Origin of the sequence: Duganella sp. Root1480D1 (assembly GCF_001427305.1) — a bacterium.
Classification (GTDB): Bacteria; Pseudomonadota; Gammaproteobacteria; order Burkholderiales; family Burkholderiaceae_D; genus Rugamonas.
In genome coordinates this window covers 101,716-116,797 of sequence record NZ_LMFZ01000049.1, presented here as the reverse complement: position 1 = coordinate 116,797, position 15,082 = coordinate 101,716, and the positions used below count along the sequence as shown (strand labels likewise).

Here is a 15,082-nt window from a genome sequence, read left to right as displayed (position 1 = left end):
AATCATATAAAAAAATGCTGCTGAAATCCGCCCTGAGCTGTACGCTTTTTGTCGGAAATTTGTACGGCCGATTCGCTCCAGGCCCTTGTTTCTTATACAATGCGCCTTGATGAATCGCCTGTTCTTCCGTTTTTTCATACTGGTGATGCTGTCCATCAGTGCGGCGGCATTCATCGTCTATTTCGCGATCAATCGCCTGTTTGGCGACCCGCTCGACTCGATTGCGCGGCGCCAGGCCGCGGCCCAGATCTTCCTCCTCGAGCAGTACATCGACCAGGCGCCGGCCGACCAATGGCTGGACCGCCTGAACAAGGTGCGCGAAGTATCCGGCGTGCGATTCGAACTGGTGCCGCTGGGCGACGTGCGGCGCCAGCTTTCGGGCATCGACGCGGCGGGGTTTGAACGCGGCGACGTGGTGCTGGATATCAGCCGCAAGGCTTTTTACCGGCGCGTGGACCTGATCGGCGAGCGCTATATCGGCAGTAATGAGGAAGCGTTGGTGGCGCAGGACCTGCCGATCGATATCGGATTCGCGCTGTCGATGGAGGCGGTGCGCTACCTGATCGTGGCCCTGGTGCTGCTGATCCCGATCGCGGCATGGTCGCGCGCGCACTGGCAGGGGCTGCAGCAGCTCTCCGACGTGGCGGACCGCTTCGGCGGCGGCGAACTGGGGGCACGCGCGCATATGGAGCCCAAGGACAGCATCTACCCGCTGGCGGAACGCATCAACCACATGGCAGACCGCATCGAACGCCTGCTGGATTCGCAGCGCAACCTGCTGCATTCGGTGGGGCACGAGATCCGCACCCCGATCGCGCGGCTGGAATTCGCGCTGGAACTGCTGCGCGATGTGGCGGAGAATCCTGCGCTGGACAAGCGCATCAACGCCATGGAAGGCGACCTGCGCGAGCTGAAAGAGCTGGTCAACGAGCTGCTTGGCATGACCCGTCTGGATGCCGAGCCGCACTTGCAGCGCCGCTCGTTCGACCTCGGCTCGGCGCTGGCCCACTGCCGCGAAACCCTGCCGCCTTCCGAAGGCATGGTGCTGGAAATGGAGCTTGGCACCACCCTGGGCCAGTTCAGCGGCGACCAGCGCTTGCTGGAGCGGGCCGTTGGCAACCTGCTGCGCAACGCCCTCAAATACGGCACGCGCTCGGTGCGCCTTGGGGCGGCGCGGATGGGCAGCGTGGTGCAGGTGGTGGTCGAGGATGATGGTCCCGGCATCCCGGATGGCGAGCGCGAACGCATTTTCGAGCCCTTCTACCGGCTGGACCGCAGCCGCGACCGCAATACCGGCGGCTTCGGCTTAGGCTTGTCAATCGCACGCAAGGCGGTGCAACTGCACGGCGGCACCCTGGTGGCGGGCAGGTCCGCGCTGGGCGGGGCACGCTTCACGATTACCCTGCCCGGCTAACAGGCGGTCTTGGTTTGCAGGCGGTGCGGCGCCTTGTGCTGCTCGCCGCGGCCGACCCGCTCGAATTCCGAGATGACCTGGGCACCGAACAGCAGCAGGGTGGCGCCGATCTCCAGGCTGAACATGACAACGATGGCGGTGGTCATCGAGCCGTACACCAGGTTCACCTGGGACAGGGTGGTGAAGTACCAGACCAGCACATGGCGCGCGACTTCCCACAGCGCGGTGGCGGTGGCGCCGCCGATCAGGGCATGTGACAGCGACAGGCGGCCGACCGGCATGACGAGGTAAATGGAACTCAACATCAGCACTTCGCCGGCCAGGCCAAGCATGTACAGCAGCACGCCGGACAGGCCGTGCAGCGACCATTCGTAGCCGAACAGGTGCACGCTCTCTTCGCCGATGACTTGCAGGCTGCCCGCGACCAGGGTCATGACCAGCGCGCCGATGCCGAGGAACAGGATGTAGCAGTAGGGCAGGATGGCCGACACCAGGTAATGCCGGCGGCGCAGCTTGCCGCGGTGCAAAAAGATGAAGCACATGGCGTTTTCCAGCACCGAAAAGGCCAGCGAGCTAAAGAACAGCATCACCAGCACCAGCGCCCAGCCCACCAGTTCCCGGTGGTCGAGGAAATGGCCGACTTCCGCCACCACGGCCTTCGACTGGCCGGGGATCAGCCATTCGAGGTAGCGGCCGATAATCTGCAGCAATTCCTGCTGCGGGATCACGTGGGACAGCGCCACCACCACCAGCATCAGCAGGGGGACGATGGACAGCAGCGAGTAATAGGCCACGGCGCCGGCCAGCAGCAAGCCCTGGTTAGCCCTGAATCCCTTCAGGCACTGGAGCGCAAAGTCCAGGGGATGCGCCAGCACAAAAGCCACCGCCTTGTGCTTGAGTATTCGCATCGCCCCATTCTACGCCGAAGTCCGCAGCCGAGCCCGTGTCACACTTGGGGTGTGACCCCAGGGTGGGACACGGGCTCGGCTGTCAGGAAACGGCGGGTTCGAGCAGGGTGAGTGTCTGGCGTTCGGTGTCCAGGCGGGCGCGGATGCCCATCGGGAGCGTGAACTGGTGGCGGATGTGACCGAAACTGTATCCCGTCACTGCCGGTACTTTCAAGGGTTTGAGATGCTGGTCCGTGGTTTCGTCCAGCGTCAGGGAGATGTCGCTGTCCTGTGGGCCGCAGTTCTCGCATATTCCGAGCATGACACCGGCGGCATGGTCGAACTTCTGGTTGAGCTGGAGCTGCATCAGCATGCGGTCGATCCGGTACGGCGCTTCATTCACTTCTTCCAGGAACAGGATGCCACCCTTGTAGTTGCTGGCATATTCGGTGCCGACCAGCGCGCTTACCAGGCACAGGTTGCCGCCAGTCAGCGGGCCTTCGCATATGCCGGGCACCACGGTGCGCAGCGCATAGTGCGGCTCCTCTTCCGCCTTGCGGCTGTTTTCCAGCGCCATCGGGATGGTGTATTGGTCTTCCGGGTGCATCAGCACATTCAGTAGCTGGGTCACCGTATAGTCGGAGAACGTGGAGGAGGCCACCGGGCCATGGAAAGTCACCAGCCCCACTTTCTTCTGGATCGCCAGGTGCAGCGCGGTAATGTCGGAATAGCCGATCAGGATCTTCGGATGGCGCCGGATCAGCTCATAGTCGAGATGCGCCAATAACTGGATGCAGCCTGAGCCGCCGCGAATAGCCCAGATCGCCTGCACTTCCGGATCGGCAAACATGGCATGCAAATCGTCCAGCCGCTGCTCGGGCAAGCCGCCATAGTTGCCATACACGGCTTCCAGGTTGCGGCCCAGCTTGACGTGGAAGCCCAGCGATTCAATGTTCTTGATGGCCTTGGCGATCGCCGGGGTGTCGGTGTGGCCGCCAGGGGCGATCAGACCCACAGTATCGCCTGCCTTCAGGCGCGCTGGCTTGACCAGGGCGGTTTTCTTCATGGTTGGCTTTCGGGAAACTGGACGGCCGCCCGCCGCTGCCGACACCCGGGGGAGCGCGGCAGCGGCCAGGGCGGCCGCCACGATTCGGCCAAAACTGCGCCGAGTAATCAAGTCAGTAGAACTTGTATTTCAGGTTGAGCGCGAAGGAACGGCCACGGCCATCTGCCACGCGTGGGTCCCAGCCCGCGCCCACCACCTCGTCCACATTGTGGGCGGTGAACGGCGGATCGGTGTCGAACAGGTTCTGGATGCCGGCCGTGATGGTGGTGTTCTTGAAGCCCGTATACGTGCCAGAAATGCCGAAGATGCTGTAGTGCTTGATCTGCGGATCGAAGCCGGCCGGCGGCGTGCCTTTGCCGCCGTTCGGTACCTGGTCGGCGTAATGCGAGGCGAATTTGTTGGTGAACAATACGCTCCAGTCGCCGCGCGAGACGGTCACGCCGGCGTTATGTTTCCAGCGCAGGTAAACGTCGCGGGTGGCGAACTGGCCCACTTGCTCGACGAAGGGCTGGCCTTCGAATTCGGCAAACTTGAACGATTGCATCCAGGTGCCATCCAGGGTGGCGCTGGCCTTGTAGCCGCCGAACTTGGCGTCATAGCGCAAACCCAGGTCCAGGCCGCGGGTTTTCAGCCCGGCAGCGTTGATCCAGCCCGCTTCCACATGGTCGATCGCGCCGGTCTGCGGGTTGCGGATGATGTAGTCGTTCAGGTATTGCCAGTTCTTCAGCACTACTTGCGGCGTGCGGTTCAGGATGCGGTCCTTGACGTTGATGGCCCAGTAGTCCAGCGAGGCGGTGAAGCCGGTGAACGGTGCCACCACCATGCCGAGCGTGCCCTGCTTGGAGGTTTCCGGCTTCAGCGCTTGATTGCCGCCCGAGAAGTAGTTCAGGCGCGGAATCGCGCAGAAGGCAGGATCGCCTGGATGTGCGGCGCAACCTTCCTGGTCGATAACACCATTCGGCAGCTCGCCCAGCAGGCGGCCCGAATAGAGTTGGGTGAAGCTCGGCGCCAGGAAGCCTTCCGAGGCGGAGCCGCGGAACATCAGGGCCTGCGACGGCTGCCAGCGGAATGACACTTTCGGGTTGGTGGTGGAGCCGAATACCGAATAGTGGTCGCGGCGCACCGCCAACTGCACTTCCAGGTCTTTCATGATCGGGATGATCATCTCAGCGTACACAGCCCTGACATTGCGGCTGACCCTGTTTTGGTTGGCATTGCCTGGTGCCAGCAGCAGTTTGCTTGCGTCCACGTCTTGCGCGAACTCATAACTTTCTTTGCGCAGGTCGAGGCCAGCCGCCATCATCACCGCCCCCGCTGGAAGCTGGAAAACTTCGCCCGAGAACGAGCCATCGAGCTGGGTCATAGTGGTCTTGCCATGCTGCAGGCGGCCGCGGAACTTGGTCGATTCGACCAGGCTCATGGCTTCGTCGGTCTGGCTCTGGCCGGGCAACAGCCATGGATTGATCTTGCCGCTACCGAGGGCCGAGTAGATCTGGCTGGTCCAGCCATAACCGTCGACCAGGTCGGTCTTGGTGGTGCTCTGGGCGCGCGACAGGCCGACTTTGTAGTCGTATTTACCGGCCAGCAGGCCTTCCATGCCGATCAGCCCGCGCAGGTTTTCGGTAACGTTTTCCTGGGTGCGGTTGCCCCATGGGGTGGAGCGCCATTTGTAGATGATCGGCTTGGTCTTGTCGTAGCTCGGAATGAACTGCATCATGTCCAGGTAGTACGGGCCGTTGACCGGGTAGGCGGCGCCGTTGGCCAGGCTGGTCGAGATCTGCACCGGGGTCAGTTCGGCAGTGGCCTCGGTGCGCGAGCCCAGGAGTTCGGCGAACAACTTGTGTTGTGGGCTCAACTGGAATGTCGCGCGCGAAATTGCGTTGGTGCGCTCTACCGGGAAGCTGATCACGTAGTCCGCGCCATAGTCGTAGGCGCAGGAGTATCTGGTGCGGGTCGGCGCGGTGACGTCTTTCCACAAGTCGGTCTGGTATTGCGACATGCCGGGAATGCTGTCGCACTTGCCCTGGAAGCTCAGCGGGCTGGCCTGCAGGTAGGTGGTGTTGTCGCCTGGGACCTTGAAGCCGGTGCCCAGTGCCGTCCCGGCACCGGTCAGGACGTTGGCATAGGGCGTGCCGGTGGTGTCCGGCGACAGGCCGCGTGCCGGCTGGAAACCGTTGGCGAAATCGCGCTGGTGCGAGGACAACTTGTCGTTGACATCGTGTGTCACGCTGGCCATCACATTCCAGCCCTGTTCGGCGAGGTTGCCAGCGCCGCCCAGCAGGGAATAGCGGCGCTGCATGCCGCCGCCGGCTTCGGTGGCGTTGTAGCTGACGCTTGCTTCCACGCCCGTGTAATCGGTGCGCAGGATGAAATTGACCACGCCGCCTATCGCGTCGGTGCCGTAGATTGCGGAGGCGCCGTCCTTCAGGATTTCCACGCGCTGGATGGCGCCCAGCGGGATCGAGTTCAGGTCAACCGCCTTGCCGGAGGCGCCGTGGTTGCCCACGCGGCGGCCATTCAGCAGCACCAGGGTGGCGTTTGGGCCCAGGCCGCGCAGGGAGGCGAAGGAGGCGCCACCGGAGACGCGGTCGGCGTCGGCGCCGAACACGTTGTTACCGGAAGTCATATTGTCGGCGCCAGTGCCGTTGGCGGAAATGCTGCGCAACAGGTCTTCGGTGCTGGTGATGCCTGCCTTCTGGATGGCGTCGAACGTGATGACCTGCACCGGGAGGGCGCCTTCCGCCGCCACGCGCTTGATGCTGGAACCCGTGATCTCGACGCGCGGCATGGGCTGCGCGGCTTCCTGTGCGATTGCTGGACTTACTACCCCGATCAGCGCAATCAACTGCGCCAGCTTCTTAATCTTCACAAGCCTCTCCCCGATAGTGTTTTTTGCAGAGTAGCGCTATGAAAAACTTGTCATCCAATGAAAATTACTATTGCGTCCATAACTTAATGTAATGCAGTGGTCACATTGCTTTTTGGTTCAAGGTCCAGGTAACGCCAATTGGTCAGTTCGACCGGGTGTCGATTGTAGTTTTTAAGCCACGGTTGCTGGATATCGGCCGAAATCGGGTGGATCAGCAATACCCAGGGGTTATACGCGTGGATCAGCTGGTTCATCTCGCGGTACAGGGCGTTGCGCTCAGGGCCATCGCTGAGCTGGCGGGCTTTCTCATATCGGCTGTTGTAGTCAGGCAGATTGAAGCGGGCGTAATTGGCGCGGCCGCTGTTGGAGCCCCACAGGAGCTGGTAGAAGTTGTCGCCATCCGGGAAATCGGCAATCCAGTTGGTTTCGAACATCTGCACCTTGCCAAGGCGACTGGCTTTGATGATCTCGGTCTTCTTGTCGGTCTTGAAGCTGACGCGGATGCCAAGCGCGTTCAGGTTCTTGCGCCACAATTCATCGCGCAGGCGGCCCACCATGGTCGGCTCGCTGTGCATCACCAGCGCCAGCGGCTGGCCGTCGGGCAGGGTGCGGAAGCCGTCCTTGCCTACCTTGTAGCCGAAGCGGTCCAGCAGGGCTTTGGCCAGCTTGGGGTTGTAGCTGATCGGGCTGCGGTAGTCGGGGTCGTAGCCAAGCACGTTCGGCGGCAGCGGGCTTTGGGCGGGAATCGCCAGGCCCTTCTTCAGCAGGGCGATATCTTCGGGGCTGTCATAACCCAGTGCTATGGCGCGGCGCAGGGCGACCTTCTCCTTGCTGTAGCCGCCGATGACCGGGTCGTCCATGTTCATCCACATGTAATAGGTCTGCAGCACGGGAAACGGGGACAACACCATGCCGCGCGCAGCCAGGTCCTTTTTCAACACCGGCTTGGGCGAGGAGGGATCGAGCACCATGTCGCGCATCGATTCCGGCACCTGCTCGATGTAATCGAACTCGCCATTCAGGAAGCCCAGCACGCGTGACTGATACTCCTCCATGACCTTGACTTCGACCTTGTCGACGATCGGCAGGTGCTGGCCTCGCCAGGCCTGGTGGTAGCCCTTGTTGGCGGCCAGAGTGATCTTGTCGCTGCGCTTCCATTCTTCGATGACGAAAGGGCCGGAGCCGACCGGGTGGTTGCCTACCTGGCTGCCGTAGGCATCGGTCACTTCTTTCGCCACCGCTCCGGTGGCCGGCAGGGCGAGATAGAACAGCAGGCTCGGGTCGGGCTCTTTCAGCGTCAGGCGCAGGGTGTACTTATCCAGCGTCCTCAGGTCGGCCAGTTTGCCCTCGAACATGAAGGACCAGGGCGATTTGAGCGCGGGATCGAGCAGGCGTTCGATAGCGAATTTGTAATCCTCCGCCGTAACTTCGCGCTTCTTTCCGTTAAAAGCTGGATCGCCGCTGAAAAACATGCCTGGCTTCAGGTGGAAGGTCCAGACTTTGCCGCTGGTGTCGCTGGTTGGCATTTCACGCAGGCTGCTTGGCGCCAGTTTGACCGGGCGCGCCTCGTAGTCGTAGCGCAGCATCGGCTCGAACAGGTTTTCCAGCAGGCTCAGGCTGGCCAGGTCGGAAGCGACAGCAGGATCGAGGCCGGTTTCGCCCGTCGACAGAAAAGCGTGCAGGACCTTGTCGGCGGCCTGCGCTGCCGGAGCGGCAATGGCCAGGGCAAGGGTCAGGGCGGCGAGAACGCGAAGTTTTTTCATGCAGCGGAGCATAAGCCAGTGCTTGGCGATACGCCAGCTTATAACTTTTTTACATGAGCGCAGCGCATACTTTCATCCGCTGGCCCTATACTTTCGCTGCAAAATCGGTCATTCCACTACAAGAAGTACATCCATGTCCCTTAATTACATCTGGTCCGGGTTTTTCCTCGTAGGCTTCGCCGCCGCCATCATCCAATGGCTGTTCATGGGCGATACGGAGATCTTCAAGAAGATCATCGACGGCACTTTCGAGTCGGCCAGGCTGGGTGTGATGGACATCGCACTGCCGCTGGCCGGCGTGATGACGCTGTGGCTGGGGATCATGAACATCGGCGAAAAGGCCGGGGCGATCGGCTGGCTGGCGAAGATCATCTCGCCCTTCTTCTCGCGCATCTTCCCTGAGGTGCCGAAGGACCATCCGGCCACCGGCCACATGGTGATGAACTTCTCGGCCAACCTGCTTGGCCTCGACAACGCCGCCACCCCGTTCGGCCTGAAGGCGATGGAAAGCCTGCAGTCGCTGAATCCGAACAAGGATACGGCCAGCAACGCGCAGATCATGTTCCTGGTACTGCATACCTCCGGCCTGACCCTGATCCCGCTGGCGATCATGGCGCAGCGCGCCATCCTCGGCGCAGCCGATCCATCGGATATTTTCATTCCCTGCATGATTGCGACTTATGCGGCGACGATCACCGGCATCATCGCGGTCGGCATCCGCCAGCGCCTGAACCTGTTCGATCCAGTGCTGCTGGCCTGGATCGGCGGCATGACGGCGGCCATTGCGGGCCTGATCTGGTACTTCACTGCATTCCTGACGCGCGAGCAGATCGAGGTGGTGTCGAAAGTGGCCTCCAACCTGATCCTGATTTCGATCATCGCCGCCTTTATCATCGGCGCGCTGGTCAAGAAAGTGAACGTGTATGAGGCCTTTATCGAAGGCGCGAAGGGTGGCATCCAGACTTCGCTGACGGTGATTCCTTACCTGGTCGGCATGCTGGTGGCAATCAGCGTGCTGCGTAATGCTGGCGTGTTCGGGCTGGTAATGGATGGCTTCAACTGGGTCTTCAATGCACTGGGCTTGCGCACCGACTTCGTGCCTTCGCTGCCAACGGCGCTGATGAAGCCTTTCAGCGGTTCCGGCTCGCGCGCCATGATGATCGATGCGATGAAGACTTACGGCCCGGATTCCTTCGTCGGCCGTCTGGCTTGTATCTTCCAGGGATCGGCGGATACTACCTTCTATATCGTGGCGCTGTATTTCGGCTCCGTCGGCATCCGAAAGACGCGCTATGCGATTTCCGCCGGCCTGATTGCGGATCTCGCGGGGGTCTTGACCGCGATTGCGGTAGCCTACGTGTTTTTCGGTTAAGGATTCGATAATGCGCCGCCTGCTTTTAGCCACTTTGCTTGCCGCTATAGGCGCGTCCGCCCAAGCGGCACTGCCGGAGCCGATCGCTCGCCTGGCTGCCGAAAAAGGCATCCCGGAGGATGCCATCGGGGCAGTGGTGCTGCGCGGCGACCAGGTACTGGTCTCGCACGAAGCGGCGCGCACCTTCACCCCTGCTTCGACCATGAAGCTGTTCACCACCATGGTCGGTCTGGACGTGCTTGGCCCGCAGTTCCGCGGCCGCACCGAACTGCGCACTACCGGTGATGTGGTGGGCGGCGTGCTGCACGGCGACCTGGTGCTGCGCGGGGGCGCCGATGGAGACTTCACGGCCGACGTCTTCACCCACATGCTGGAAAAGCTGCGCACCAAGGGCATCCGCAAAATCGACGGCAACCTGGTGCTGGACCGCCAGCTCTGGCAACCCGCGCGTGCCGATGCGGGTGCGCCGCCGTTCGACGAGTCTCCCGAGGCTTACTACAACCTGATCCCCGATGCGCTGCTGCTCAACATGAACTTGCAGACGCTCGATATCGCCTCCGACGCGAAATCGATCAAGGCCAGCGTGCTGCCGGAGCTGGACAATGTGCGCGTGCGTTCGGAACTGACGCTGGTCGACCGCGATTGCACCAAATGGGAAGACGGCTGGAAGATTCCCGAGTATGTGCGCAACGGATCGCACCTGACCGTGGTGCTGAAAGGGACGTTCCCGCGCAATTGCAGCAAGACCAATGTGATTAACGTGTTGGACCGCACGGATTACGCCGAGCGCCTGTTTCGCGCCACGTGGGAGCGCCTTGGCGGGCAATTCAACGGCATGGCTGTCGAGGCTTCCGCCGAGCAGTCGCGAGCCTTCAATAGCGGTGCTTCGACGCTGCTGGCCGAACATGTGAGCCGCTCGCTGCCTGAGATGGTGCGCGATACCAACAAGCTGTCCGACAACGGCCTGGCGCGCACTATCTTCCTGAGCCTGGGCAGCCTGCAGGCTGATCCCGTGCAGGGCAGCCGCCCCTTGCCGGACGCAGCGCCAACGGAAATTCCCGGCGGCGCCGAAGCGGCGCCAGCGCCGATGACCACTAACGCCCGCTCGGAAATGGTGATCCGCAACTGGTTGCGGGCCCACGGCATCGACGACACCGGCATGGTGTTCGAAAACGGTTCCGGCCTGTCGCGCATCGAGCGCTTCAGCCCGGAGCAGATGGCCGGCTTGCTGAAGGCCGCGCAAAATTCGCTGTGGGCGCCGGAGTTCCTTACCAGCCTGCCGATTGCGGCGATCGACGGAACCATGAAGCGCCGCCTGAAAGAAAGCCCTGCCGCCATGCACGCCCGTGTCAAGACCGGCACGCTGAAAAACGTGGTCGCCATCGCCGGCTACGTCCCGGATGCCAACGGCCAGCAGTGCATCGTCGTCGTGATGGTCAACCATGATCGCGCCGGCAACGGCAATGGCCGCGCGCTGGTCGATGGCGTGATCGATTGGGTTTCGCGGATTCCGGCGCAGTAATCAGACAGTTATAACTCCAACACTCAATCTTCGGAATGAAATTATTCAAAGCGGGCCTGTTGCTGGCCACTCTTTTAGCATCGAACGTAGCCTTCGCGCAGGTGAAGTCTTCCGACCTGGTAATCGACTCGATCAAGCTGGACCCATCCAATGGCAGCACACTGAAGGAACAAACCCCAGTTCTCGCAACAATCAAGTTCCACTTTTCCAAGCCTGCGTCCCCGCTTCGCGCCTGGGTTCGCATTTTCGACGAGACTTATCAGTCGCAGTACATTGGAGTGCCAGAAGAACTGGAGCCAGGGACGCACGTCATCAGGCGTGGTGCCTACCTGACCGAGCCCGGTACTCTGAACAAGATGACCGTAGTTTTCAAGGATGAAAACTCGACCGAGGTATTCAGGCAGGATCTTCCTGTCAACTACAAGTTCGTGCGCGATCCCGCTTTGGATAAACGAAAGCGAGACGGCCTTGGTTCCTCAATCAAGCAGGTACGCCTTCCAACAGGAAAACAAGCCTCGGTGAAGAAAGGCACTTTTATTCCGGTCGAATTCGAGTACGACATCAACACTCCAAATGGCCTTTTTCCCGGCACCGTACCCGACACGAACTGCAGCATGACTCACACCGGTCTTTTCGAACCGCTTTACGCCAAGGGCAAGATCCAGATGGGTTTCTCGGTTGGTGAGCGGTGCTCGATTAAACGTATTAAAGTCTCATTGCGGAACGAGGCGGAACGGCAGGTCTTCGAGAAGATCATTGATGTCGACTTAACGATCACCGACTAGGATCATTTCAGATGGCGAAGCAAAGTAAAGGTATCCCGACGGCATTGCTGGCGGTCGTTATTGCGATAGCGGCGTATTGGTATTGGTCGCCGCTGCTTGTTGTGCACCAGATGAAGGAAGCGGTGCGGGTGCATGATGTGGAGGCATTCAATAGCCACGTCGACTTTCCGGCGCTGCGGGAAAATATGAAGGACGATATCGCCGGCAAGCCAAATGACGATGCTCTCAGCGGCTTCGGCCGACTGCTGGGCGGCGTGGTGGTGGATGCACTGGTGCGGCCGGAGGCGGTGATGCTTGTGCTGGAGCACGGCGACTTTGCGAAGAAGCGCAAGGACCGGCACGAAGATCGTGACGCACGTGAACAGGAACGCGAACGCGATGACGAGCCGCCCTCAGGCGAGAAAAGGCCAAAGTGGGTCACCGAGCGCGATGGCGTCAACCGCTACATCGTCCGCAACGACAAGATCGCGCTGGTCTTCGTTCGCAACGGTTTTGCGGACTGGAAGCTGTCCGAATTCCGTTTATGAAGCGCGCAACACCTTGCGCGTCGCCCACACGATCGGAAGGCTGAACAGGAAGATGTGGGACAGGATGTCCATGCCCCAGGAGAAGGCATTGAACGTCACCGGGCGCGGAAACGCCGACAGCGGCAGCACCACCAGCCGCATGGTGAAGAACACCAGCAGGCCGTAGCCGACCGCCGCCAGCAGCGGCTTGCTCGCCAGCGCCGGAATGCGGCGCGCAGCCAGGAAGAAGATCGCCATCCACGCGAAACTCAGGGCGAAATGGCAGGCGAGGCCGAATGCTGCGGCAGGTGCGCCGCCGGTGAATGCCGCTTGGCCTAATGCGCCGCTGGCCACTACTTGCAGCAGCCGTTCCGGCGGCAGGCCGTTGTAACCGGCGAAGCTGATCGCGAACAGGATGTCCAGCAAGCCGCCCAGCGCACCGCCGGTCAGGATTGCTCGTGTGGTAGACCAGGGCTGCCGCATGGCGGATGTCTCCTTTATAGGACTTTTGTGTAATCGCGGCGCACCAGCACGCGGTCGCCGCAGTCGAAATGCCACCATTCGCTATTGATTCCCGCGAAGCCGGCCTGGAACATGGCGTCGCGCAGCAATTGGCGGTTGGCGATGTGCACGGCAGTCAGTTCACCGCTCGCCAGGTGCCGCGCCTCCAGCGCTGGGTGGGACAATTCTGTCATATCGTCGAAGCCGGTGCCCATGTCGAGCTCCTGCCCTGCCGGATCGAGAATGGTGATGTCGACCGCCATGCCAAAGGAGTGGATCGAGCCGCGTTCCGGCGGCGCCAGGTACATCTGCAGGCTGGTGCCGGCCAGCGCATCCCACAACTGTTCCTGCACGCGGTGCGGGCGCAATGCGTCGAGCAGCAGGACCTTGCAACCAGGCGCACGCTGCGCCAGGTAGCCCACCACGCGTTCGATGGCGGCGGCAGCGTCGCGGTGCAGCCAGGCGCAATCCAGCGGCGAATACAGGTCCCGGCCCACGAAGTTGTCCGGTCCGGCATAGCGCAGGTCCACCGCAATACCGTCGATGGTGTCCAGGTGCCGGAAATCGGGGCTGCCGGGAACCTCTTCACTGGGAATGGTATTGCTCATCACTTTCCTTGTTCGAGGCAGGCGCGGGCCATGCTGGCGATGGAATCAGCCAGTTGCCGGGCGCCGTGCGACAGGGGCGCGTGGCTATTCGTCAGCAGGAAAAGCTGGATCGGAATAGCCGGCGCCCATTGGCGTTTCTGTACTTTGGCCGGATCGGCCGATGCCGCCGTGAACGGATCAACCACAGCCAGGCCAGCGCCGGCTTCCACCAGCGAACGGGCAATCTGGTAAGTCTGCACGGTGGTGCGGAAGTTGGGCTGGATGCCCTGCGCTTCGCAGGAAGCCACGATCATCTCGCCCAGCGGGTCGTTGTCGGCATGGCCGATCAGCTCACCGCTCAGGCCTTCCGCCGTCAGCGGCATGCCGGCGTCGTCGCTGCGCCAGGTGCCGGCCGGTGCGATTACCGTCATTACGCCTTGCGCGATCGGTTCGGCGATGATGCCGGGGTGGCGCGGATCCTGCAGCGACAGCGCCATGTCGGCTTCGCCCAGACGCAAGGTGTTGACGATCTCGGATGTGTGGTGGGTGGCCAGCTCGCAGCGGGTATCGGGGAAATCCTTGCGCCATTCGCTCATGGCTTGCGGCAGCACGCTGATGGCGATGGTCGGGGTCGAGACCAGCCGCACGGTTTCGACGGCGCGGCCTTTCAGGCTGGCCGCCAGGCGGCGGATGCCTTGCAGGTCGCGGTGCAGTTTTTCGGTTTCGGCAAACAGGCGGTGCGCTTCCGGCTTCGGGTACAGCTTGCCGCGCACGCGCTCGAACAGCGGCATGCCCAGTTGCAGTTCGGCGTGCTGCAGCACTTTGGTCACGGCTGGCTGCGATATATGCAGCACCTGGGCGGCACCGCTGATGGTGCCGACCTGCATGATGGCGTGGAAAACTTCGATGTGGCGCAGCCGCATGGTCCTGGTTCCTCTTCCTCAGCGCCGCAGGCCCTCCCCCGCGGCATTTTGGCAGGATAGGGGAAAGCCGGCGGCCGTGCAAACCGCCTTATGGTTTTGGCTTGGGCGCGGTCAGTACGTCGAGGATGGCAGCGGATTCCGCGTCAGGCACGCCGTCCCATTTGCTGTTGCGGTACTTGGCCTGGAAAGTCACCAGCACATTGTGGGTTTCCGGGTCCAGCACGCCGGTCTGCGGGGTGGCGTAGCCGTGCTGGGCCAGCTTTTGCTGGAACCAGGCGACGTCGGGCAGCTGGGTTTCATATTTCGGGAGCGCCGCAGCGACGGCGCTGGCGTCCGGCCAGGCGATCAGGCCCTCGTCGGCCAGGCGCTTCCACGGGAACATCGGGCCCGGGTCCTGCTTGCGCTGTGGCGCCACGTCGGCGTGGCCGAGGAAGTTTTCCGGTGCGATCTGGTGGCGTTCCTTGATCTGCTTGAGCAGGGCGACCAGCTGGTCAATCTGGCGGCCGGTGAAGCCGTACCAGTGGCGGCCATCCGGCATGTCCTTGAAGCCGGGATTGACGATTTCGATGCCGATCGAGTTGTAGTTCAGTGCCGTGTAAGTCTTCCAGCTGCTCAGGCCCGCATGCCAGGCGGCGCGGTTTTCGTCGACCAGGGCGTAGACGCGCGGCTCATTCTCGTCGGTGATCAGGTAGTGAGCGCTCACTTCTTTCTCGGTCAGCAGCTTGACCGACAGCGGCAGGTCGGACACGGTGTAGTGGATCACGACAAAGCGCACGCGGCTGCTCTGCCCCTTGGACGTCAGCGAATGGTCGATGTTCGGCAGTTGGGTGGCGCAGCCAGTCAGCAGGGCGATCAGGGAGGCAAGCAGCAGTTTCTTCATATTTTCC

At 61.9% G+C, this 15,082-nt stretch carries 13 protein-coding genes; 5 read left to right on the top strand and 8 right to left on the bottom strand.

What is annotated here, in order from left to right; genetic code table 11:
• Positions 1 to 109 precede the first annotated feature (109 nt).
• The gene (locus tag ASD58_RS28540) at positions 110 to 1,414 is read left to right on the top strand and encodes an ATP-binding protein (RefSeq protein ID WP_057265608.1); all 1,305 of its coding nucleotides are present in this window, start codon (positions 110 to 112) and stop codon (positions 1,412 to 1,414) included.
• On the opposite strand, the gene ASD58_RS28535 is transcribed toward ASD58_RS28540, so the two are convergent.
• The 4 genes from ASD58_RS28535 to ASD58_RS28520 form a co-directional block, all read right to left on the bottom strand.
• Positions 1,411 to 2,322, bottom strand: coding sequence for a YihY/virulence factor BrkB family protein (locus ASD58_RS28535; protein ID WP_057265606.1), 912 nt, complete (start codon positions 2,320 to 2,322; stop codon positions 1,411 to 1,413). The genes ASD58_RS28540 and ASD58_RS28535 overlap by 4 nt on opposite strands.
• Before the next feature lie 82 nt (positions 2,323 to 2,404).
• Positions 2,405 to 3,367, bottom strand: coding sequence for an LD-carboxypeptidase (locus ASD58_RS28530; RefSeq protein WP_229210138.1), 963 nt, complete (start codon positions 3,365 to 3,367; stop codon positions 2,405 to 2,407).
• A 112-nt stretch (positions 3,368 to 3,479) separates the two neighbouring features.
• A complete protein-coding gene (locus ASD58_RS28525; protein ID WP_057265602.1) occupies positions 3,480 to 6,236 on the bottom strand; it encodes a TonB-dependent receptor in 2,757 nt (918 codons plus the stop codon).
• An 83-nt stretch (positions 6,237 to 6,319) separates the two neighbouring features.
• A complete protein-coding gene (locus tag ASD58_RS28520; protein WP_057265600.1) occupies positions 6,320 to 7,999 on the bottom strand; it encodes an ABC transporter substrate-binding protein in 1,680 nt (559 codons plus the stop codon).
• 133 nt (positions 8,000 to 8,132) lie between these two features.
• Between ASD58_RS28520 and ASD58_RS28515 the strand changes: the two genes are divergently transcribed.
• Genes ASD58_RS28515 through ASD58_RS28500 form a run of 4 tightly spaced genes read left to right on the top strand, consistent with a single transcriptional unit; the run spans position 8,133 to position 12,205 of the window.
• Positions 8,133 to 9,371, top strand: a complete 1,239-nt coding sequence (locus tag ASD58_RS28515; protein WP_057265598.1) for a nucleoside recognition domain-containing protein — start codon at positions 8,133 to 8,135, stop codon at positions 9,369 to 9,371.
• A gap of 10 nt (positions 9,372 to 9,381) precedes the next feature.
• A complete protein-coding gene (gene dacB, locus ASD58_RS28510) occupies positions 9,382 to 10,893 on the top strand; it encodes a D-alanyl-D-alanine carboxypeptidase/D-alanyl-D-alanine-endopeptidase (protein ID WP_229210137.1) in 1,512 nt (503 codons plus the stop codon).
• A 35-nt stretch (positions 10,894 to 10,928) separates the two neighbouring features.
• On the top strand, positions 10,929 to 11,678 hold the full coding sequence (locus ASD58_RS28505) for a hypothetical protein (protein ID WP_057265594.1): 750 nt from the start codon (positions 10,929 to 10,931) through the stop codon (positions 11,676 to 11,678).
• Positions 11,679 to 11,689: 11 nt separating this feature from the next.
• Positions 11,690 to 12,205: a DUF2939 domain-containing protein gene (locus ASD58_RS28500; protein WP_057265592.1), complete on the top strand. Its 516-nt coding sequence runs from the start codon at positions 11,690 to 11,692 to the stop codon at positions 12,203 to 12,205.
• Here ASD58_RS28500 and ASD58_RS28495 read toward each other — a convergent pair.
• The 4 genes from ASD58_RS28495 to ASD58_RS28480 form a co-directional block, all read right to left on the bottom strand.
• Entirely contained in the window at positions 12,200 to 12,667 is a 468-nt protein-coding gene (locus ASD58_RS28495) for a hypothetical protein (protein WP_057265590.1), read from the bottom strand. The genes ASD58_RS28500 and ASD58_RS28495 overlap by 6 nt on opposite strands.
• 14 nt (positions 12,668 to 12,681) lie before the next feature.
• Positions 12,682 to 13,293, bottom strand: coding sequence for a M15 family metallopeptidase (locus tag ASD58_RS28490; protein WP_057265588.1), 612 nt, complete (start codon positions 13,291 to 13,293; stop codon positions 12,682 to 12,684).
• Positions 13,293 to 14,195, bottom strand: coding sequence for a LysR family transcriptional regulator (locus ASD58_RS28485; protein ID WP_057265586.1), 903 nt, complete (start codon positions 14,193 to 14,195; stop codon positions 13,293 to 13,295). Before ASD58_RS28485 ends, ASD58_RS28490 begins: the two co-directional genes overlap by 1 nt.
• An 88-nt stretch (positions 14,196 to 14,283) precedes the next feature.
• Positions 14,284 to 15,075: an N-acetylmuramoyl-L-alanine amidase gene (locus tag ASD58_RS28480; RefSeq protein WP_057265584.1), complete on the bottom strand. Its 792-nt coding sequence runs from the start codon at positions 15,073 to 15,075 to the stop codon at positions 14,284 to 14,286.
• Positions 15,076 to 15,082: the final 7 nt, after the last annotated feature.

Excerpts from the sequence above, each read along its gene's own strand:
- ASD58_RS28540 (WP_057265608.1), top strand. The coding sequence starts at position 110 with ATGAATCGCCTGTTCTTCCGTTTTTTCATACTGGTGATGCTGTCCATC.
- ASD58_RS28535 (WP_057265606.1), bottom strand. The coding sequence starts at position 2,322 with ATGCGAATACTCAAGCACAAGGCGGTGGCTTTTGTGCTGGCGCATCCC.
- ASD58_RS28530 (WP_229210138.1), bottom strand. The coding sequence starts at position 3,367 with ATGAAGAAAACCGCCCTGGTCAAGCCAGCGCGCCTGAAGGCAGGCGAT.
- ASD58_RS28520 (WP_057265600.1), bottom strand. The coding sequence starts at position 7,999 with ATGAAAAAACTTCGCGTTCTCGCCGCCCTGACCCTTGCCCTGGCCATT.
- ASD58_RS28515 (WP_057265598.1), top strand. The coding sequence starts at position 8,133 with ATGTCCCTTAATTACATCTGGTCCGGGTTTTTCCTCGTAGGCTTCGCC.
- dacB (WP_229210137.1), top strand. The coding sequence starts at position 9,382 with ATGCGCCGCCTGCTTTTAGCCACTTTGCTTGCCGCTATAGGCGCGTCC.
- ASD58_RS28505 (WP_057265594.1), top strand. The coding sequence starts at position 10,929 with ATGAAATTATTCAAAGCGGGCCTGTTGCTGGCCACTCTTTTAGCATCG.
- ASD58_RS28500 (WP_057265592.1), top strand. The coding sequence starts at position 11,690 with ATGGCGAAGCAAAGTAAAGGTATCCCGACGGCATTGCTGGCGGTCGTT.
- ASD58_RS28495 (WP_057265590.1), bottom strand. The coding sequence starts at position 12,667 with ATGCGGCAGCCCTGGTCTACCACACGAGCAATCCTGACCGGCGGTGCG.
- ASD58_RS28490 (WP_057265588.1), bottom strand. The coding sequence starts at position 13,293 with ATGAGCAATACCATTCCCAGTGAAGAGGTTCCCGGCAGCCCCGATTTC.
- ASD58_RS28485 (WP_057265586.1), bottom strand. The coding sequence starts at position 14,195 with ATGCGGCTGCGCCACATCGAAGTTTTCCACGCCATCATGCAGGTCGGC.
- ASD58_RS28480 (WP_057265584.1), bottom strand. The coding sequence starts at position 15,075 with ATGAAGAAACTGCTGCTTGCCTCCCTGATCGCCCTGCTGACTGGCTGC.